Origin of the sequence: Amycolatopsis keratiniphila (genome assembly GCF_000400635.2) — a bacterium.
Taxonomy (GTDB): Bacteria; Actinomycetota; Actinomycetes; order Mycobacteriales; family Pseudonocardiaceae; genus Amycolatopsis; species Amycolatopsis keratiniphila.
This window is the reverse complement of the sequence record NC_021252.1, coordinates 3,731,548-3,751,226: the sequence shown is the minus strand read 5'-3', so window position 1 is coordinate 3,751,226 and position 19,679 is coordinate 3,731,548. Positions and strand designations below refer to the sequence as shown.

19 protein-coding genes are annotated in these 19,679 nt (G+C 69.3%); 12 read left to right on the top strand and 7 right to left on the bottom strand.

The window, feature by feature from the left end:
* Positions 1-2: 2 nt before the first annotated feature.
* Positions 3-2,987: a 3-keto-alpha-glucoside-1,2-lyase-like domain-containing protein gene (locus AORI_RS58100; RefSeq protein ID WP_016333778.1), complete on the top strand. Its 2,985-nt coding sequence runs from the start codon at positions 3-5 to the stop codon at positions 2,985-2,987.
* 68 nt (positions 2,988-3,055) lie between these two features.
* On the opposite strand, the gene AORI_RS58095 is transcribed toward AORI_RS58100, so the two are convergent.
* From AORI_RS58095 to AORI_RS58085, 3 genes are all read right to left on the bottom strand, one after another.
* Positions 3,056-4,849 carry a carboxypeptidase regulatory-like domain-containing protein gene (locus AORI_RS58095; RefSeq protein WP_016333777.1) on the bottom strand — a complete coding sequence of 598 codons (1,794 nt, stop codon included), beginning with the start codon at positions 4,847-4,849 and terminating at the stop codon, positions 3,056-3,058.
* A 75-nt stretch (positions 4,850-4,924) separates the two neighbouring features.
* Positions 4,925-5,671 carry an EI24 domain-containing protein gene (locus AORI_RS58090; RefSeq protein WP_016333776.1) on the bottom strand — a complete coding sequence of 249 codons (747 nt, stop codon included), beginning with the start codon at positions 5,669-5,671 and terminating at the stop codon, positions 4,925-4,927.
* 9 nt (positions 5,672-5,680) lie between these two features.
* Complete coding sequence (locus tag AORI_RS58085) at positions 5,681-6,880, bottom strand: FAD-binding protein (protein ID WP_081809671.1); 1,200 nt, start codon at positions 6,878-6,880, stop codon at positions 5,681-5,683.
* A gap of 54 nt (positions 6,881-6,934) precedes the next feature.
* Between AORI_RS58085 and AORI_RS58080 the strand changes: the two genes are divergently transcribed.
* Both AORI_RS58080 and AORI_RS58075 read left to right on the top strand, forming a co-directional pair.
* A complete protein-coding gene (locus AORI_RS58080; RefSeq protein WP_016333774.1) occupies positions 6,935-8,101 on the top strand; it encodes an MFS transporter in 1,167 nt (388 codons plus the stop codon).
* A complete protein-coding gene (locus tag AORI_RS58075) occupies positions 8,098-8,514 on the top strand; it encodes a Dabb family protein (RefSeq protein ID WP_016333773.1) in 417 nt (138 codons plus the stop codon). The genes AORI_RS58080 and AORI_RS58075 overlap by 4 nt, the downstream gene beginning before the upstream one ends.
* Positions 8,515-8,522: 8 nt before the next feature.
* On the opposite strand, the gene AORI_RS58070 is transcribed toward AORI_RS58075, so the two are convergent.
* Complete coding sequence (locus AORI_RS58070) at positions 8,523-9,518, bottom strand: hypothetical protein (RefSeq protein ID WP_016333772.1); 996 nt, start codon at positions 9,516-9,518, stop codon at positions 8,523-8,525.
* Positions 9,519-9,542: 24 nt separating this feature from the next.
* Entirely contained in the window at positions 9,543-10,391 is an 849-nt protein-coding gene (locus AORI_RS58065) for a hypothetical protein (protein ID WP_016333771.1), read from the bottom strand.
* Between the two features lie 122 nt (positions 10,392-10,513).
* Here AORI_RS58065 and AORI_RS58060 point away from each other — a divergent pair, with 122 nt between their 5' ends.
* From AORI_RS58060 to AORI_RS58050, 3 genes are all read left to right on the top strand, one after another.
* Positions 10,514-11,086, top strand: coding sequence for a TetR/AcrR family transcriptional regulator (locus AORI_RS58060; RefSeq protein ID WP_043848798.1), 573 nt, complete (start codon positions 10,514-10,516; stop codon positions 11,084-11,086).
* An 8-nt stretch (positions 11,087-11,094) separates the two neighbouring features.
* Entirely contained in the window at positions 11,095-12,237 is a 1,143-nt protein-coding gene (locus AORI_RS58055) for an SGNH/GDSL hydrolase family protein (protein WP_016333769.1), read from the top strand.
* A 224-nt stretch (positions 12,238-12,461) separates the two neighbouring features.
* Entirely contained in the window at positions 12,462-13,556 is a 1,095-nt protein-coding gene (locus AORI_RS58050) for a S1 family peptidase (protein ID WP_200870974.1), read from the top strand.
* Positions 13,557-13,574: 18 nt separating this feature from the next.
* Here AORI_RS58050 and AORI_RS58045 read toward each other — a convergent pair whose 3' ends face one another.
* On the bottom strand, positions 13,575-14,471 hold the full coding sequence (locus AORI_RS58045; RefSeq protein WP_016333767.1) for a LysR family transcriptional regulator: 897 nt from the start codon (positions 14,469-14,471) through the stop codon (positions 13,575-13,577).
* Between the two features lie 80 nt (positions 14,472-14,551).
* Between AORI_RS58045 and AORI_RS58040 the strand changes: the two genes are divergently transcribed.
* From AORI_RS58040 to AORI_RS58030, 3 genes are read left to right on the top strand one after another with little or no spacing between them, the layout of a single operon-like run.
* Positions 14,552-14,959, top strand: a complete 408-nt coding sequence (locus AORI_RS58040) for a hypothetical protein (protein ID WP_016333766.1) — start codon at positions 14,552-14,554, stop codon at positions 14,957-14,959.
* Positions 14,956-16,524: a multicopper oxidase family protein gene (locus AORI_RS58035; RefSeq protein WP_016333765.1), complete on the top strand. Its 1,569-nt coding sequence runs from the start codon at positions 14,956-14,958 to the stop codon at positions 16,522-16,524. The genes AORI_RS58040 and AORI_RS58035 overlap by 4 nt, the downstream gene beginning before the upstream one ends.
* Before the next feature lie 31 nt (positions 16,525-16,555).
* Positions 16,556-16,792, top strand: coding sequence for a hypothetical protein (locus AORI_RS58030; protein ID WP_016333764.1), 237 nt, complete (start codon positions 16,556-16,558; stop codon positions 16,790-16,792).
* An 81-nt stretch (positions 16,793-16,873) separates the two neighbouring features.
* Here AORI_RS58030 and AORI_RS58025 read toward each other — a convergent pair whose 3' ends face one another.
* Entirely contained in the window at positions 16,874-17,620 is a 747-nt protein-coding gene (locus AORI_RS58025; RefSeq protein WP_016333763.1) for a GntR family transcriptional regulator, read from the bottom strand.
* 109 nt (positions 17,621-17,729) lie between these two features.
* Between AORI_RS58025 and AORI_RS58020 the strand changes: the two genes are divergently transcribed.
* From AORI_RS58020 to AORI_RS58010, 3 genes are read left to right on the top strand one after another with little or no spacing between them, the layout of a single operon-like run.
* Complete coding sequence (locus AORI_RS58020) at positions 17,730-18,083, top strand: RidA family protein (protein WP_016333762.1); 354 nt, start codon at positions 17,730-17,732, stop codon at positions 18,081-18,083.
* Positions 18,076-18,720: a helix-turn-helix transcriptional regulator gene (locus AORI_RS58015; protein WP_016333761.1), complete on the top strand. Its 645-nt coding sequence runs from the start codon at positions 18,076-18,078 to the stop codon at positions 18,718-18,720. Before AORI_RS58020 ends, AORI_RS58015 begins: the two co-directional genes overlap by 8 nt.
* Positions 18,717-19,676 carry a pyridoxal-phosphate dependent enzyme gene (locus AORI_RS58010; protein WP_016333760.1) on the top strand — a complete coding sequence of 320 codons (960 nt, stop codon included), beginning with the start codon at positions 18,717-18,719 and terminating at the stop codon, positions 19,674-19,676. Before AORI_RS58015 ends, AORI_RS58010 begins: the two co-directional genes overlap by 4 nt.
* Positions 19,677-19,679 lie beyond the last annotated feature (3 nt).

Here is a 19,679-nt window from a genome sequence, read left to right as displayed (position 1 = left end):
CGATGCTTCCGTTTGTCCGCAAGCGCTTCAACCGGTCCATCGTCGCCTCGTTGGCGCTGGTCACGGCATTGACCGGGCTGACGACAGCCCCGGCCGAAGCGGCCATCCCACCCCAGCAACCCGGTGTCACGCTCCGCACGTACGACCTCCAGCGCGAGCTCACCAAGCTCTGCACGATCAAATCCGGCCAGACTCCCAACGTCGACAAGCTGATGCCGACGATCGACTGGACCACCACCGCCGACTTCGGACTCGGCGAGCGGTTCGTCTCCGAGGTCATCGGGAACATCAACATCGCCACCGCGGGCCAGTACGAATTCCGGCTCACCAGCGACGACGGCTCCCGGCTCCGGATCGACGGCCAGACGGTGATCAACCACGACGGCCTGCACGGGGCGACCCCGGCGACCGGCTCGGTGCAGTTGGGCACCGGGTACCACGCCCTGCGGATCGACCATTTCGACAACACCAACGATCAGCAGGTCACCCTCGAATGGCGGCCGCCGGGCGCGGCAGGCTTCGCGCTCGTGCCGAATTCGGTGCTCAGCACCGACGCCGATGTCGTCCGGGTGACCTCGCCGGGACGCAAGGAATGCGAGGGCGCCACGGATTCGCCCGGTGACGGCCTGCCGCTCAACGGCGTCCACCCCGGTTTCACGCTGACGAACCTGCGTCCGGAGGGATTCCAGCCGCAGGTCACCGGTATGGACTGGCTGCCGGACGGGCGGCTCGCGATCGCCACCTGGGGCGGATCCGACAAGGTCCTCGGCGAGGTCCACCTGCTGAGCAACGTCAGCGGGAACACCGACCCGAGCAAGGTCCGCACGCAGCGCGTGGCCAGCGGGCTCAAGGAACCGATGGGCGTCAAGTACGTCGACGGCAAGCTGTACGTCTCGGAGAAGACCCGGCTCGTCGAACTGAACGACACCAACGGCGACGGCGTGACCGACGACTACCGCACGGTCGCGACCTGGCCGTTCGGCGGCAACTTCCACGAATTCGCGTTCGGCCTGCTGTACAAGGACGGCTACTTCTACGCCAACCTTTCCGTGTCCATCAATTACGGCGGCGCCACGACCGATCCGCAGCCCGCGCCCAACCGCGGCACGACGATCAAGGTGAACAAGGTCACCGGCCAGGTCTCCTACATCGCCGGCGGGCTGCGTACGCCGCACGGCATCGGCTGGGGGCCGGAGGGCGACGTCTTCGTCACCGACAACCAGGGCGGCTGGCTGCCAGCGAACAAGCTCGTGCGGGTCAAGCAGGACCGCTTCTTCAACCACTACACCAATCCCGCGGGTCCGTTCGACGCGAAGCCGGTGACCGCACCGGTGTTGTGGTTGCCGCACAACGAGATCGCGAACTCGCCGAGCAACATGGTCATGCTGCCGACGGGCCCGTTCGCCGGGCAGATGGTGTATGGCGACGTGACCTACGGCGGGCTGCAGCGCGCGTTCCTGGAGAAGGTGAACGGCGAATACCAGGGCGCGGTCTTCCGTATGACCCAGGGCCTCGAGTCGGGCGTCAGCCGGATCAGCCTCGGGCCCGACGGCGCGATCTACACCGGTGGGATCGACGGCGGCGGGAACTGGGGCCAGCCCGGCAAACTCGCCTACGGCCTCCAGAAGGTGACGCCCAACGGCACGAACGCCTTCGACATCCGGGCGATGCGCGCCGTCGCGGGCGGATTCGAACTGGAGTACACGCAGCCGTTGTCGGCCGGGACCGCGCAGAACCTCGCGGCGAAGTACCAGGCGCAGCAGTGGCGCTACCAGCCCACACCTGCCTACGGCGGGCCGAAGATCGACGAACAGACCCTGTCCGTCACCTCCGCGAGCCTGTCCGCCGACCGCAAGAAGGTCACGCTGCAGGTGGCGGGGCTGAAGGCCGGGCACGTCGTCCACCTGCGGTCGCCGCGTCCGTTCGCGGCGGAGTCGGGTGCCGCCCTGTGGAGCACGGAAGCCTGGTACACGCTCAACTCACTGGTCGGCGGTCCTCCGGCGAGCACGACCTACGAGGCGGAGCGGGCCGCGCTGAGCGGTGGTGCGGGGACGAACACGAACCACGCGGGCTACACGGGCACCGGGTTCGTCGACGGCTACTGGAACCAGGGCGCCGCGACGACGTTCACCGTGAACGCGCCGAAGTCCGGTGCCTACAACGCGTCCTTGCGCTACTCGAACGGCCCGGATCCGGCGCCAGGGACCAAATCGGTGACCGTCTACGTCAACGGGACGAAGGTGAAGCAGGTCAGGCTCGCGAGCACCGGCAACTGGGACACCTGGAACACTCAGCCCGAGACGTTCAACCTCAAAGCCGGATCGAACACGATCTCCTATCGCTACGACGCGGGCGACGCGGGCAACGTCAACCTCGACAGTCTCACCCTGACCGAATCCCGGCGCATCCCGTTGTTCAAGGGAACCGATCTGAACGCGTGGGAGAAACGCGCGGGCGGCGCGGCCACCTGGCCGGTGTCCGGTGGCGCGATGGAGTCGAACGGCGGCGACATCCGCACGAAGCAGCAGTTCGGCGATTTCCGGCTGCACGTCGAGTGGAACGAGCCGAACTATCCGCCGGAGGTCACCGGACAGGCCAGGGGCAACAGCGGCGTCTATCTCCAGGAGCGCTACGAACTGCAGGTGCTCGAATCCTTCGGGGACACCACGCTCGCCGACAACGAAGCGGGCGCGATCTACTCGAAGAAGGCACCTGACCGGAACATGGCGACGGCGCCGGGGACCTGGCAGACCTACGACGTCACCTTCCGCGCCGCCCGGTTCGACGGTGCCGGGAACAAGACCGACAACGCCCGCGTGACCGTGGTGTGGAACGGCGTCGTGGTCCACAACGACGTGGCGATCGACGGCGGTACGGGCGACAGCATCCCGGAAAGCGCCGCACCGGGCGCGATCCGCTTGCAGGACCACGGGGATCCCGGTGAGAACCCGCGATTCCGCAACATCTGGATCGAGCCCATAGGCTAGATCGCCATGGCGCGTGAAGGCCCCCTTCCCTCGGCTCAGCCGAGGGAAGGGGGCCTTCACGCGCTTTGTCAGCGGCGGCAGGGGCGGAGGTCCACTCCTCCCGTGGTCTGCCCGGCGGTGACCGGAATCGGTGTGGCGGAGGCGAAATCGGCCGCGTCGCGGTACCAGCAGTCGGCATCGGTGTAGTGCTTGATCTTGACGTTCTGCGTGGTGAGACCGTTGACGGTGTACTGCCCGTTCGAATCCGGCGTGGCCCAGTCCACGATGTCGCCGGTGCGCGCGCTGAAGGCGTAGACGTAGCCGAAGGTCGGCTTGCCGTCCTTGTCGAGGATCCGTCCGCTGATCGCGCCGTTCGGCACCAGCGCGGCGTTCTCGGTCGCGGTCGCGCCGGGCCGCACCCGCACCGGACGGGCGGCGAACCGGTCCGCGCCGCCTCCCGACCACTGCCATGCGTAGTCGCCCCGCGAGGACGCGAATTCGAGCGGCCAGTTGTACGGCCCGAGGCCCTTGATCGTGTAGACCCCGCCGTTCCGGCTGCAGTTCACGTCGAAGCGGAAGCCGATCCGGGGATCGACCGCGTACGGGTAGACGCAGACGCCGTTCACCGGCGCCGCCGTGGCGCGATCGGTGACCTTGCCGGTGATCGTGCCGGCGGGATCCATCTTGATGTCCGCGGTCGGGACGGCCTTGCCGAGTTCGGCGGTGACCGTGCGGGCCTGCCCGATGTCGCCGGTGCCGCCGTCCGGCCCGGCCCACTGCATGCCGTAGCGCTCGTCGAGCGGCTTGACCAGCAGCTTGTACGCGCCAGGGTCGATCGGCCCGATCACCAGTTTCCCGTCCGCGTCACTGCAGTAGTACCGATAGTCCGCGTCGAGGACGCCGACGATCGGGAGGGCGTAGGTGTCGACGCAGATCCGCTCCAGCGGCGCCTTGGTCTTCGCGTCCCGCACGGTGGCCACGATCGACGCGGCGGGTTTCATCGGCGCCCCGAATTCGGTGGTCTGGCCGGGGGTCAGATGGACCTGCTGCCCGTTGACCGGGTAATGCGTACCGTCCGGGCCCCAAACACTCAGCGTGTAGTAGTCGAACGGCGGCACGTCCTCGTACAGCATGACTCCGTCGGCGCCCGCGCATTTCCGCAGTTCCGGCGGACGCGGCCGGTTGAGGTGCGAGCACGCGCCGGCGACGGGCGCGCCGGTCTTCTCGTCGGTCGCGACCACCCGGAGCTTTCCGTACGACACCATGGCTTCGTCGACGACGGCGACCTGGCCTTCCTCGGCCGCGAAGGTGTCCGCTTCCGGGAAGCTCGACTTCTGCCGGATCCATTGCGTGCGATCGCCGTAGGTGATCGCCATCGTGTAGGTGTCCGCCTTGACGCCGCTGAACGAATACGTGCCGTCCGCCGCGGTGAGGACCGTCGACCACCACCGCTGGTTCTGATCGGTGAGGCTCACCGAGGCACCCGCGGCGGGCCTTCCCTCGGCGGTGATCTGCCCGCGGACCGTGGCCGTGCCCTGCCGCAACGAGAAGTCCAGGCCGTGCGGCAGGTCCAGTACCTCGGCGGCGAGCGAGCTTCCCTTGTTGTACGCCCAAAGCTCGGCGTAGCCGGCGGCGGTCGCGCGTGCCTTGTACTTGCCGGGTACGACGCCCGCGATCTCGTAGCGGCCGTCCGCGCCCGCGCACCCCGAACCCGTCTCCTTCAGGTCGAGATCGAACAGCGTCACACATGCCCCGGCCACCGGCTCACCGGAGTCGGCGGCCTTGACGACCCCGGCCACGATCCCCTCGTCGGCCATCGCCGGACCGGTCGTCAGCAGCGCGACGATCGGGATGGCGGCGGCCAGGAACAACGCTCTCTTCATCGGAAGCTCCCCTCAGTGTCGCGCCAACGATGGCGCCGGGGAGCCGCCGGTGTCTGCGTCATCTGACACAGACACCTAGGCCATGTCGTCTGCCAGGACGTCGCGCGCCACGAGCACGCCGCCGACGAAACCGACCGGCATCACGATCAGCGCGGCGAACGGGATCAGGCACAGCAGCGACACGGGAAGCCCCAGCCCGAGGGCGAGCGCGCGGTGCCGCCGCAGCACCAGCCGGCGCTGCTTCAGTCCCATCCCGCGCCGGTAGAACGGTACGGCGATCAGTTCCAGTGCCAGGAACCACGCCGTCACCAAGGCCAGCAGGACCGGCACCACGGTCTGCCCCACCACGGGGATGAAGCCCGCGATCAGCAGCGGGATCGTGAACATCAGCGAACGCAGCACCAGGACGAGGCCGTCCTTCAGGCCCATCACCAGCAACCGCCACCCCGACAGGTCCACCGCACCCGGTACACCACCGAGATCGTCCTCGACCTTCTCGGCGATGTGCTCGTAGAACGGCCCGCCGACGGCGAGGGTGATCGCCGTGAAGCCGATCATGGCGATCGCCAGCACCGCCCCGAACACCGCGACACCGACCGCCACCCGGATCGTCGTCTGCCAGCCCGGCGACCAGTCGTCGGCGAACGGCGTGATCATCAGGGAGAGATCGTCGATCCAGAACGCCAGCGCGACGATCCCGCCGATCAGCAGCACCGTGGTCAGCAACGCGGGCAGCGCGCCGATCAGCAGCAGCCTCGGCGACCGCGCCAGGATGCCGAGGCCTCGCCCGAACATCCGGATTCCCTTGAGAAAGTCACGCACCGGACATTTCTACCAGTGCAGGCGCTGGCCGGGGTTGAGCAGGTTCCCCGGTGCGTACCGGGCCTTGGCGTCGGCGAGTTTCGGCCAGGCGTCGCCGAAGTGCGCGCGCCAGTCCTCTGTGGACATCGGCAGCGCGTTCGACGGGTAGACCTTTCCGCCGAGATCACGTGCCTTCCAGTACAGGTCCACATTGAGCTCCAGCAGGCGCGCGTTGTGCAGCGGATCCTCGGGAAGACCCACCCGCAGCGGGGAAAAGAGCCAGGAGAGCTCACCCGGCGGCACGCTGAACAACGCGGTCTTCAACCGGTCGTTCCGCACCGGGTAGAGGAGGATCAGCCCGGTGGCGCCCGGTTCGGGTTCGCCGGTGGCGGCAAGGGTTTCGGCGACGAACCGCTCGACCGTGTCGTCGGTGAGGAAGACGTTCAGCCACGGATGCGGACGGAACCAGCTTCCCAGCGCACGCAGGGCGGCCTCCCCGTCGGCCATCCGGTTCAGGAAGTCGAAATACGTCGTGTCTTCGTCTTCGGACTCGTCGAAATCCAGCGAGTCCAGCAACGCGGACTCGTCCGGCTCGGCGGGCGGCGTGTGGTAGGCGACCGCCTCCAGCATGTACCGCCAGCCGCCCTCGACGGGGATCAGCTGGCCCTCCACGTAGTCGAAGCGACCGTCGCGGACCACGGCGCGTTGGTCGGCCAGGAACGCCGGGAGCGTGTCGTAGTAGAGCTTCCACCGGCGGGCCCGCGACGGGGCCGGCGTCAGCCGCAACGTCACGCGGGTGATCACCCCGCATTGCCCGAGACCGGCGAGGACCGCGTCGAACAGGTCGGAGTTCGTGTCACGGGAGCAGGTGAGCACCTCACCGATGCCGGTGACGACCTCCAGTTCCACCACGCCATCGGTCTGCGTGCCGTGCTGATGGGTCGCTCCCCCGATCCCGCCGACCACCAGCGTGCCCGCGACGGTCAGTTCGAGATAGTCGGTGAGCACCGGCGGTGCCAGCCCGTGCGGCAACGTCGTTTCCAGTACCTCCCGCCAGCGGGCACCGGCGTCCACCGAAACCAGGTCACCGGTGACCACCCGGCGCGGCGGCAGCGCGGTCATGTCCAGCACGATGCCGCCCTCGACCTGCCCCTGCCCGTACGGCGAATGCCGGCGATGGCGGGCAGGATCTCGTCGGTCATGCCCGCACGCTGCCGAGCGCGGGCCGATCTAGGTGATCTTCACCGACGCGAACCCCGGTGCCCGGCTGCGAGATTCGGTGGCGTGACGAACACCTTGGCACCGACGCGGCGGGCTCGCGGCACCGTGCTGGCCGCGGCGCCGCTGACCATCATGGCCGCGGCGATCATCGCGCCCAGCCTGCCCGCGATGCGAGCGGGCTTCGCCGATACGCCCGGTTCCGGTCTTCTCGTCCGGTTGGCGCTGACCGTGACCTCGCTCGCGATCGCGATCAGCGCGCCGCTGTCCGGGATCGTCGCGGACCGCGTCGGACGACGCCCGCTGCTCTTGTCGGGGCTGGGGCTCTACGCGGTTTCCGGTACGGCCGGGTTCTTCGTGGACGACCTCTACCTGCTGCTGATCACCCGGGCGGCGCTCGGGCTGGCCGTCGGCGGGATCATGACCGCGATCAGCACCCTGATCACCGACTGGTTCACCGGCGGACGCCGCGCCTCTTTCCTCGGTCTGCAGCAGGCTTTCGCGAGCCTGGGCGGCGTCGTCTTCCTGCCCTTGGCCGGATTGCTGGCCACAGTGAACTGGCATGCGCCGTTCTGGATCTACTCGGTCTCGGCGATCGTCGCGGTCTTCGCTCTCGTGTCCCTGCGGGAACCGGAACGGAACAGCCCCGCGGCCGGTGAAGGCGGCCGGCTGCCCGGCCGCGTCATCGGGATCTACGTCCTGGCGTTGCTGGTGACGCTGGTCTTCTACATGGCGCCGACCCAGTTGCCGTTCCTGCTGGAGGGATTCGGCAGCGGACCCGCCGTCGTCGGCGCCGTGGTCGCCGGGAGCACCTTGACCGGCGTCGTCGGCGCGCTGGCCTTCCCGCGACTGCGGCGGCGACTGGGCCCCACCGCGATCACCACCGTCAGTGTCGCGCTCATGGGCGTGGGCTGGCTGGTGATCGGTACCGCGGGCACCGTCGCCCAGGTCGTGGCGGGACTGCTCGCGGGCGGGCTCGGCGTCGGCTTCGTCGTCCCGAACCTCAACCTGCGCCTGGCCGAGGCCGCCGATCCCGCGCGGCGCGGCCGGGTGCTCAGCGGTCTGGTCACCGGGATCTTCCTCGGCCAGTTCCTGTCCCCGCTCGTCGTCCAGCCACTCGTCCAGGGCATCGGCATCGCCGGTGCGTTCACCTGGTCCGGCATCGCCTTGGCTGCCGGAGCGGCACTCGCCGCCCTTCTCTCGAATCGCAACAACGGAAAGGAAACACGATGATCTACCACGGCAACCGTTTCACCCTGCGGCCCGACGCCTCGCCGGAGCAGGTCGAAGAGGCCTTGGAGAGCCTCCGGAATCAGGGCCGGGTCATCCCGGCGGTGAAGTCCTTCGTCGTCGGCCGCGATTTCGGCGGCGACTACGAATGGGGTGCCGTCTTCGCGATCGAAGACCTCGACGGGTACTGGGAGTACCTCATGCACCCGGCGCACCGGAACACCGACCGGGTCGGGCTCCCGCTGGTCGACCGGTTCGCGTCCTTCGACGTCACCGACGACCCGGATCCGGAGATGGGCGCGAAGATCACCGAACTGCACCAGCGCCGTTACGACAACGACGCCGAGCTGACCGAGCTGATCTCCGGCCTCGGCGAGTACTCCGGCAGCGCCGCGCCGGGAAAACACGGAGCCTGACCACGGCTTCAGCCACCGTCCGCGAGTGAGCCGCTGCCAGCGGGGCCGGTCACGATCACCCGGCTGCTCACCGCGGTCCCGAACGGGATGATCGTGACCTGCCACGTCTTCGGCTCACCGACGTGAATGGTCGCCTTCGCCCGCTCGACCAGGGCAGGGACGCGGTCGACCGCCGCCTCGCGGAGGTCGAACCGCGGCACCTGGGCGTCGGTCGGGGCGAAGACCACGGTCAGCCGCCGGTCCTCGACGACCGCGGTGACCACCTGGGAAACGTCCGTGGCCTGCGCCAGCGCGTCGATCGCCCGGCGCAGCTCCCCTTCGCCCAGCAGGGATCTGTCGACGTTCACGGTCGCCGATCCCGAGGAGGACGTGGTCGTGCCGGACTGGGTTTCTTCCGCCCGGGCGGGCTCTTCCGGCGCGAACAGCTCGACACGGAACAGGAACAGCACGAGAGCCGCGCCGAGCGCGAACCCGAGGACCGCGAGCGCGCCGAACGCGCAGCCCTCCTCCGGTTCCCGCAGCAGGCTGGCTTCGGGAGCGGATTCGATCGCCGCTTCGGCCACGCGGCGCTCCCACTCCGGTGACAGCCGCTCGACGACCTCCGCCTTCCACGGCCGGTCCGGCGGGTACCGCACGACGAGGACGTCGCCCGACCGGTAGTTCGGAAGGTCCACCAGGTTGATGCTGTGCGTGACCTTCAACCGGTAGGTCGCCTGGCCGTCGGGGGCGACGGTGAGATCGAAGTAGACCGGGATGTCCCCCGTCTCGGTGCCGCCCGCGCGGAGGCTCTCGATCTTCGCGAGCGCGATCACCGGCGCGACCCTCGCCTCACGAGCACGTCGTGGCGCTCCGGCGAGATAGAGCAGGATTCCGTAGGCGATGGGGAGTCCGGCGCCCGCGATCATCAGCGGCACGTACTCGATCACGATCCCCACGATGAACGCGCACAGGGTCGTCCCGGTGATGATCCCGGTCAGGAATCCGCGGACGAGGGCGAGCGGCATGGCGTGACTCCAGACTTTCGGGACTCAGCGGGCGGGCAGCCAGTCGCTGAGGGCGGGATGGCGCCGGAACGCCACGAAGATCTTCTTGTCGTCGGCCGGTGATGCCGGGTCGAACAGCACTTCGGCGGTCGCGATCGTGGTGTCCCTCGTGCGGCGGGTCACCCAGTGCCGGACCCCCGCGCCGTCGGTGAACACGACCGTCACGTTCGCGCCCGCGACGCGGGTCCCTGATTCGTCACCCGCCAGGCGCAGTTTCACCTCGACGATTCCGGCGGGCACCCGCCGGCCGTGCCGCAGCAACCATTCCCTGGTGCGGACCGTCTCGGCGTGCCGCCGCGAAACCTGGACGGCGTACCACAGGGCCAGCACCGTCAAGACGAACAGAAACGCGGGCGCCCACCAGTCTGCGTAGTAAAGGAACCACGCCCAGAGCCCCCATTTTTCGTCCTCGTGGAACACCGGGTCGACAGCGGTGCCGACGGCGAGCGGCGGAAGCCAGTCCCTCGACGAATACCAGAGGCCGAGCGTGCTGGCCGCGAATGCCGCCACGACGGGGAACGCCGGTCCCGACGACCGTCCTTGGTAGCGCCTCGTGGCGGCCGCCGCGAGGTTGCCGGCGGCGAGACAACCGAGCAAGCCGAACGTTCCCCACAGGGGGCCGTAGGGCGGCTCGCCGTCGCCGCGGTCGTCGAAGACGCTGTCGATCGCCATCGTCCGGAACTGTTCGAGGAGGTCACCGAAGCCGTATCCGGTGAAGAAGCCGCAGACCAGGGTGACCGCCGACGCCAGGATCGCGCCCGCGAGCAGACGGCGGTCACCCCGCAGCCGCTCGATGCGGTCGTGCCTGGCCTTGGCCGGATCCACCGTGTTCATCACGCTCACCTCCGTTCGGGTCCGCGCCCAGCTTCCGCCGCGCCGGGCGCTACCGAACCCAGGTTTTCGGGTACCTAATCTGATTAGGCAACTCCCGAATGGACTATGGTACGGTGGCCGTCATGGCGAGAGCGGGACTGACCACGGAACGCGTGGTCCGGGCGGGCGCGGAGCTCGCCGACGAGATCGGCTTCGAGCACGTGACCCCCACCGAGCTCGCGAAGCGGTGCGGCGTCAAGACGGCGAGCCTGTACTCGCACGTGCGGAACGCCCACGAACTGAAGACAGAGATCGCCCTGCTGGCGTTGGCCGAACTCGCCGATCTCGCCGCCACCGCGGTGGCGGGGCTGGCGGGCAAGGACGCGCTGATCGCCTTGGCGAACGTCCACCGCGACTACGCGCTCGAACACCCCGGCCGATTCACCGCCGCGAGATTCCGGCTCGCCCCGGAGAAGGCGTCCAGCAGCGCCGGTGTCCGCCACGCCGGACTGATGCGGGCGATCCTGCGCGGCTATGACCTGGCCGAGCCACACCAGACGCACGCGGTCCGGCTGCTGGGCAGCGTGTTCAGCGGTTTCGTCGGCCTGGAGTCCGCCGGAGGCTTCAGCCACAGCACCCCCGGCTCGCAGGAGAGCTGGACCGAGATCCTCGACGCGCTCGACGTCCTGTTGCGCGCTTGGCCCCGAACGAAATGAACGGAAGAATGCTCACCACCCCGATCACCGCCGCCCTCGTCCGAGGCGCGCTGGACCTCGAACACACCGAGCGCGGCGTGCTCCCCCACCGGCTGCCCGCGCGGGCAAGGCAGCAGATCCCCGACGGCCAGCTGGCCATGGCGGAGGCGCAGCCTTCCGGGGTGCGGCTCGTCTTCCGCAGCACGGCGTCCCTCGTCGAACTGGACGTCCTGGCCACCAAACGGGTCTTCGCCGGCACGCCGCCCCGGCCCGACGGCGTCTACGAACTGCTCGTCGACGGACGGCTCGCCGGGCGGGCGAGCGTGACCGAAGGCGACACGATCACCGTCGACCTGGCCACCGGCACCGCGCGACACCAGCCCGGCCCCGTCCGGACCCTGCGCTTCGACGGCCTGCCCGAAAACGAGAAGAACGTCGAGATCTGGCTGCCCCACAACGAAACGACGCAGCTCGTCGCCTTGCGCACCGACGCGTCCGTCCACAGTGTCCAGTCTTCCGGCCGCGAGACCTGGCTGCACCACGGCAGTTCCATCAGCCAAGGCTCCAACGCGGCGACCCCGACCGGGATCTGGCCCGCCACGGCAGCGGCCATCGCCGGTAAGGAGCTGGTCAATCTCGGCTTCGGCGGCAGCGCGCTGCTCGACCCGTTCACCGCCCGCGCGATGCGGGACACGGCGGCCGACTTCATCAGCATCAAGATCGGGATCAACGTCGTCAACGCGGACCTGATGCGGCTGCGCGCGTTCGGCCCGGCGGTGCACGGGTTTCTCGACACCATCAGGGAAGGCCATCCCACCACGCCGTTGCTGGTCGTCTCGCCGCTCTACTGCCCCATCCACGAGCACACGCCGGGGCCCGGCGAGTTCGATCCGGACGCCCTGCGAGCGGGAAAGGTGCGGTTCAGGGCGGCCGGCGACCCCGCGGAGACCGCCGCGGGAAAGCTGACACTCACCGTGATCCGCGACGAACTCGCCCATATCGTCAAGGAGCGGAGCGCGAACGATCCCCACCTGCGTTATCTCGACGGCCTCGAACTGTACGGCGAGGCGGACCATGCCGAGCTGCCGCTGCCCGACCACCTCCATCCGGACGCGGCGACGCACCGGCTCATCGGGGAACGCTTCGCCCGACTGGCCTTCGACGCCTCGTGAGTCCCGTCGTTTACTGTGCGCGTATACCTCGGTAGCCCCGTTTGCCGGTACCTATCTTTCTTCCTGTCCAACGAAAGTCGGTATCCGCCACCGGGGCGGCGGATCACCATGATCGGCACCGGATCACCGGTGCCGGGTCGCCTTGGCCGTGCCCGGCGACCCCACTGTGTCCAGTGCGGCCACCCCTCGCGCTGGATCCTCCCTCGCGAAAGTGAGACACCGGTATGCGCACAAACCCCTTGGCCCGTACCGCCACCACCTTGGTGGCCGCGGCCGCGGCCGTCGGCTTCCTCGCCCCGTCCACGGCCACCGCCACCACGATCGCGGGCTACTCCCCCACCGTGCAGCACGAGGCGGTGACCTCCCTCGCCTCCGAAGCCGGGATCAGCCAGGCCGCCGCGGTCGAGTTCCTCCGGACGCAGACGGCCGGCGTCGAAACGCTGCAGAAGGTCGCCGCGTCGCTCGGCTCCCGTGCCGCCGACGGTTACCTCGACGACGCCGCCAAGCCGGTGGTGAACGTGCTCGACCAGGCCGCCGCCGACCAGGTGACGGCGACCGGGGCGCGGGCCCGCGTGGTCAAGCACTCCACCGCGGCGCTCACGAGCGCCCAGAACGCCCTGCAGGCCTTGCCCACGGTCGCGCACACCTCGATCGGCCTCGACCCCAAGGCCAACCAGGTCGTGCTGACCATCTCCGACGCCGCGAAGGGCGCCGAGGCCCTCGTGAAGGCGGCCGAAGCGCTCGGCGACCGAGTCCGCGTGGAGCGGACCACCGGCGAGATGCACACCGCGATCTACAACGGCGAGGCCATCACCGGCGGCGGGACCCGCTGCTCGGTCGGCTTCAACACCAACCGCGGCGGCCAGAACTACATCCTCGACGCCGGCCACTGCACCCGCGCGGTGTCGCAGTGGAACGTCGGACCGTCGCAGGGCGCCAGCTTCCCGACCAACGACTACGGCCTGATCCGCAACACCACCGGCAGCGCGCCGGGCGCGGTCACCCTGTGGAACGGCTCCACGCAGCGGATCGCCTCCGCCGGTTCGGCCACCGTCGGGCAGCGGATCAGCAAGAGCGGCAGCACCACCCGGCTCACCTCGGGTTCGGTGCAGCGGCTGAACGTCACGGTGAACTACGCCGAAGGTTCGGTGCACCAGCTGATCCAGACCAGCGCGCTGGTCAACCCCGGCGACTCGGGCGGTTGCCTGTTCGCCGGCAGCGTCGGGCTGGGCATCACCTCCGGCAAGGGCAGCGGCACCTCGTACTTCCAGCCGATCGGTGAGGCGCTGAGCGCCTACAGCGTCACGCTCAACCCGTAAGCACGTCCCGGGCCCCGGTCACCGCGACCGGGGCCCGGCCTGTGCGTGGAAATGCTCGACGACATGGTCGCGGAAGCGTTGCGCCGCAGCGGAAAGATAGGTGTCCTCGCGCCACGTGACGCTGAGTACGCGGCGGCAATCGGGGTCGTCGACGTCGAGCCAGACCACCGTCCGGCTGGTTTCCGGCCGCAGTCCGAGCGACGGCACGAGCGCGAGCCCGAGGCCCGCGTCGATGAGCTGGAAGAGCACGGCGGCTTCGTCGCCCTCGCAGACGATGTGGAGTTCGAGCCCGGCCTTCGCGAAGAGGCGCTCGACGAGCGCACGCTGCCAGTACCCGGGGCGGGTGGTGAGGAACGGCTCGCCTTCGAGGTCTGCCAGGCCGACGTGGCCACGCCCGGCGAGCCGGTGCCCGGAAGGCACGCAGAGGAACACCTGTTCGTCGAGCAGCACGCGGCTACGGATGTCGTTGCCCGCCAACGGTTGCGACGAGATGCACAGGTCGACGTCGCCGGATCGCAGCTTCTCCGCCATCCCCTCGGCCGAGGCCTGGGACAGCCGCACGTCGACCAGCGGATGGCCGGGCACGAAGGTGCGAAGCGGTTCCGTGAGGGCGAGCAGGCTTTCGGCCGCGACGGTGACGGTGCCGCGTTCCAGCCCGGCGGCGTCGTCGAGCTCCTGACGGGCGTCGTCGAGTTCGGCCAGCGCCCGGTCGACCCGGCGGAGGAACGCGGTGCCGAAGCGGTTGAGCCTGATCCGGCGGCCGTGCCGGTCGAACAACGGGACGCCGAGTTCGCTTTCCAGCCTGGCCAAGGTGCGGCTGAGCGAGGGTTGCGCGACCCGCAGCTTCTCGGCCGCGCGGCCGACGTGTTCGAGCCGGGCGACCGTCTGGAAGTACCGGAGCGCCAGAAGATCCACTGCTGATACCCCACCTGTTATGAACAGATAACCGATCTTGTCTTGGACAGCATAAGGGCTCGGCTCTTACGTTCGATCGCGTGAGTGAAATCCTGACCAGCCCGAGCCGGAAGGCGAACGGGACGCTGGTGGTGAACCGGGTGCTGGTGAGCGCCCACGCCGTCGCGATCATCGGCCAGCCGGTGTTCGCCGGCGGCTATCTCGGCGGCGATTACGACATGCTGTGGCTGCACCGCTGGGGCGCGGACGCGGTGTCGTACCTGGCGTACGCGCAGATCATCGCGGCCTTGGTCCTCTGGCTGACCCGCGGACCACGCTGGCTGTTCTGGATCAGCCTGCTGCTCGCGGCGGGCGAGACCGCGCAGTACCTCGCCGGGATGGCGGGAGCGCTCGATCTGCACATCCCCCTCGGCGTCGCGCTGGTCACCGGAGCGATCCTGACGACCATCGCCGTCTGGCGCCCGCAGACCTGGCGGACCCGCCGATGAGCCGCCGCCTTCCCCGCAGGACCTTCCTCGGGCTCGCCGGCGGGGCCGGTGTCCTCGCCGCCGCCGGGATCGCGGCCCCCCGCCTGCTCGCACAAGGCGCGCCGGGGACCGGTGAACTGCTGCGCAGCGGGCTCCCCCTGCCGGAGCCGTTCCGGGTGCCGCTGCCGATCCCGCCGGTCCTGCGTCCACAAAGGACCGCCGATGCCGATCACTACACCATCACCCAGCGGGCGGCCACGGCCGAGATCCTGCCGGGCGTCCGGACACCGATCTGGGGCTACGACGGGATCTTCCCTGGCCCGACGATCGAATCGCGGCGGGACCGGACGGTGGTGGCGCACCATCGCAACGAACTTCCGGTACCGACCGTGGTCCACCTCCACGGCGGGCACACGCCCGCCGAATCCGACGGTTACCCGACCGATCTCGTCCTGCCGCGGTCGGGCTGGAGCACCGCGCACGCCGGACACGGCATGGTCGACACCCGTGCCCGGATCTCGAGCGGCGAGCGCGACTACGTCTTCCCGCTGCGGCAACGGGCCGCGACGCTGTGGTACCACGACCATCGGATGGACTTCACCGGTCCGGCCGTGTACCGGGGCCTGGCCGGATTTCACCTGATCCGCGACGACGAGGAAGACGCCCTGGGGCTCCCGTCCGGGGAACGTGAACTGCCGCTGATGATCGCCGACCGTTCCTTCGACGAGCACGGCGAGTTCGCCTATCCCTCCCTCGACCGGTCGCTGCGGACCACGCCGGGAGTCGAAAGTGCTTACGTGGAGGGTGTTTTCGGCGACGTGATCCTCGTGAACGGGGCGCCGTGGCCGATGCACGAAGTCGCGGCCGCACGGCACCGGCTGCGTCTCCTCAACGGCTCCAACGCGCGACGGTACGACCTGGCGCTCGACCCGCCGCCACCCGGCGGAGGCGGTTTCGTCCAGATCGGCGCCGACCAGGGTCTGCTCGACGCGCCGCGCGCACACGACCATCTCCCCATCGCGCCGGCGGAACGGTACGACGTCGTCGTCGACTTCGGCCGCTATCCGGTCGGCACCGAAGTCACCCTCGTGAACCGGCTCGGCACCGGCTCGACCGCGCAGGTCATGCGATTCGTCGTCGCGCGCCGTGCGGTGGACGACAGCCGGGTTCCCGCCAAGCTCAGCGAGATTCCGCCGCTCACCCGCGAGCAGGCCACGACCACGCGCGACTTCTCGTTCCGCGCGGGCACCGTCCACGGTCGCGCGGGCTGGGTGATCGGCGGGGAGCCGTTCTCGCCGGATCTGATGTCGGCGAGCCCGCGCCTCGGGGACACGGAGATCTGGCGGTTCGTCGCCGACATCCACCATCCCGTGCACCTGCATCTGGTGGGCTTCCGGATCCTTTCGCGGGGCGGGCGGCCGCCGGGACCGTTCGACGGCGGCATCAAGGACACCGTCGATCTGGCGCCGGGCGAGTCGGCCGAGGTCATCGCCCGCTTCGACGGCTATCGTGGCCGGTACGTCTTCCATTGCCACAACGCCGAACACGAGGACATGGCGATGATGGCGAACTTCGAGGTGGTTTGAGACGCCGGGCTGGCAGGAGCCCCGCTCGTGAGTGCGGCCTCCGATCACGCGAGTCACGTCCCTGATCACACGAGTCACGCCTTCGCTCACGCCGCACCAGTGGGTCACCCACGCCTCGTCGCCGTTCTCGACCAGCGGCGCGCTGGTCGTGGCCAACGCACCCGCCGGGCAGAACGACAAAGTGTTCCGTGGCTTGATGATCTGGGGATTCAGCATGTGCGCGATCGCGCCGATCGCGACCTGGCTGCTGTTCATCCGGCCCGGCTGAGGCTGAGGCGGCCCATGTGGTCGTGAGTGGCGTTTCGGGTTAGAACCCGAAACGCCACTCACGACCACCCGCACCGTTCTGCTACCGGCTCCGGCGCTCGGCCAGCCACCGTTCCGAATCGGGGGTGCCGCCGTCGAGCTGATCCACCACCGCGTCGAGGAAGCTGCCGTGACCGTGATCGGCCAGCGCCCGCAACACCGCGTCCGGGTCGCCACCCTCGATGATCGTGAGCAGCTCGCGGTGCCGCTCGACGTTCTGCATCAGCGATTCGCCATCGCGGCGGGCGCTGCGGTTGAGGGCCATGCACAGCTGCATCTGCAGGGAAAGCGCGCGATACGCCTCAGTAACTCGCTCGTGCCCCGCCAGCGCGACGATCGACTGATGGAAGTCGTACTTTCGTTGCGTGAAAACACCTTCGTCGCCGTCGCGGCCCGCCTGCTCGAACGCGGCGAGAGCGTCCCGGCAGGCTTGCAGCCGCTCCGGCGAGCGGACCGGGATCCCGATCCGGACGGCGAAGGCTTCGAGTTCTTCGCGCAGGGTGACGATTTCGTAGACGTCGTGGCGGGTGAGCGGGCGGACGATGACGCCGCGCCGCGGATGGGGCACGACGAGTCCCTCGAAGGCCAGGACCTGCAACGCTTCACGCAGCGGCGGCCGGGAAACCCCGAGCCGCTCGGTGAGCTTGGCCTCGACCAAACGCGTGCCGGGCGGGAGTTCGCCGGAAAGTATCATCGCCCGCAGCGCTCGCGTGGCCAGGTCGGCCATACTCGGCGGCGCGACGATCCGGCCATCCTCGTCCTGCACGGCATCGGCGGAACTCGTGGTCATCGAACCCCCCTGTCTGTATACGGTATATCAATGACCACCGTCACACGTGAGCGGTAGCTCACTTCTTAATCGGTTGGACAATCCGTCCAGCACTTATACAGTCGGTCTCGTGACCAACGAGCATCCGTATCCGCCGGCCTTCCGCAGCGGCGACCTGGTTTCCGTGTCCGGACGGCTCGGCGTGACCGAGACCGGGGCGCTGTTACCCGGCGGATTCGACGCCGAATGCCCGCAGGCCTTCGCCAACCTCGACGCCGCGCTGCGTTCGGTGGGCGCGACCCGCGCGGACGTGGTGAAGGTCGTCGTCTACCTGACCGACATCGCCGACCGCGACGGCCTCAACCGGGTCTACGAGGAGTTCTTCGCCGAGCCCAGGCCCGCCCGTACCTGTGTCGGGGTCGCTTCCCTGCCCTACGGCGGCGTCGTCGAAGTCGAGGCCCTCGCCCGAGTACGCGATGTCTGAGCAGGACGCGATCCTCGACGCGCTCGCCCCGGTCGCCGACGGCATCGCGGCGACGCTCGGTTCGTTTTGCGAGGTCGTGGTGCACGACTTCCGCCGCCCGGAGAAGTCGGTGGTCGCGATCGCCGGCTCGGTCACCGACCGCACCGTGGGCGGCTCGATGAGCGAGATCGGCATGGGCCTGCTCGCCCGCGGCGACGACGCCGAAGACCAGCTGAACTACGTCACGCGGACGGCGTCCGGGAAGCTCGTGAAGTCTTCGACCATGCTGCTGCGCGACAGCGGCGGCTCGGTGTTCGGCGCGCTGTGCGTCAACCTCGACGTCACCGCATTGGGCCAACTACGAACCCTCGTCGGCGAACTCGCCGATGTCGGCACCGCGGCCGAAACGCCGACCACCACCTTCGGCGACGACGTCGACGCCGTGGTGGACGCGATCGTCGACGAGCATCAACTCCGGCTGAACAAACCGTGGACCGCCCTCAGCCGCGAAGAACGTCTCGATCTGTTCCGCAGCCTGCACGAACGCGGAGTGTTCGCCGTGCGGCGGGCCGTACCCCAGGTCGCGGCGCGGATCGGGATCTCCCGCGCCTCCGCCTACAACTATCTCGCCGAAATCCGTGAACAAGGAGCATCATGACCGCCCCCGTGACCATCGACGACATCCGCGACGCGGCCGCCCAGCTGGCCGGGGTCGCGCACCGGACCCCGGTCGTGCGTTCCCGCACCCTCGACGAGCTCGTCGGCGCCGAGGTCTTCGTCAAGTGCGAGAACCTTCAGCGCGTCGGTGCCTTCAAGTTCCGCGGCGCGTACAACGCCGCCTCCCGGCTCTCGCCGGAACAGCTGGCCAAGGGTATCGCCGCGTACTCCTCGGGCAACCACGCGCAGGCCGTCGCGCTCGCCGCGCGCGAACTCGGCAGCAGCGCGGTCATCCTGATCCCGGAGGACACCCCGCAGTCCAAAAAGGACGCCACCGCGGGTTACGGCGCCGAGATCGTCACCTACGACCGGTACACCGGCGACCGCGTCGCCATCGGCGAGGCGCTGGCGGCCGACCGCGGTCTCGCGCTCATCCCGCCCTACGAGCACCCGCACGTGATCGCGGGACAGGGTACGGCGGCGCTGGAACTGCTGGAAGACACCGAATCCCTGGACACGCTCGTCGTCCCGGTCGGTGGTGGCGGCCTGATCGCGGGCAGCTCGACCGCCGCGAAGGCCGTGCGGCCCGGTATCCGGGTGGTCGGCGTCGAACCCGCCGCGGGTGACGACACCAAACGCTCGCTCGAGGCGGGCGAACGCGTGTCGATCCCGGTGCCGCGGACGATCGCCGACGGCCAGGCCGCTTCCGTCCCCGGCGAACTGACGTTCTCGATCAACCGGCGGCTCGTGGACGACATCGCGCTCGTCACCGACGAGCAGGTCCGGGACGCGATGCGGTTCGCGTTCGAACGGCTGAAGCTCGTCATCGAGCCGAGCGGGGCGACCGGTCTCGCCGCGCTGCTCAGCGGCCAGATTCCCGCGTCGGGCCAGGTCGGGGTGATCATCAGCGGCGGGAACGTCAGCCCGGAACGCTTCGCCGAGCTGATCGCCGGCTGATCT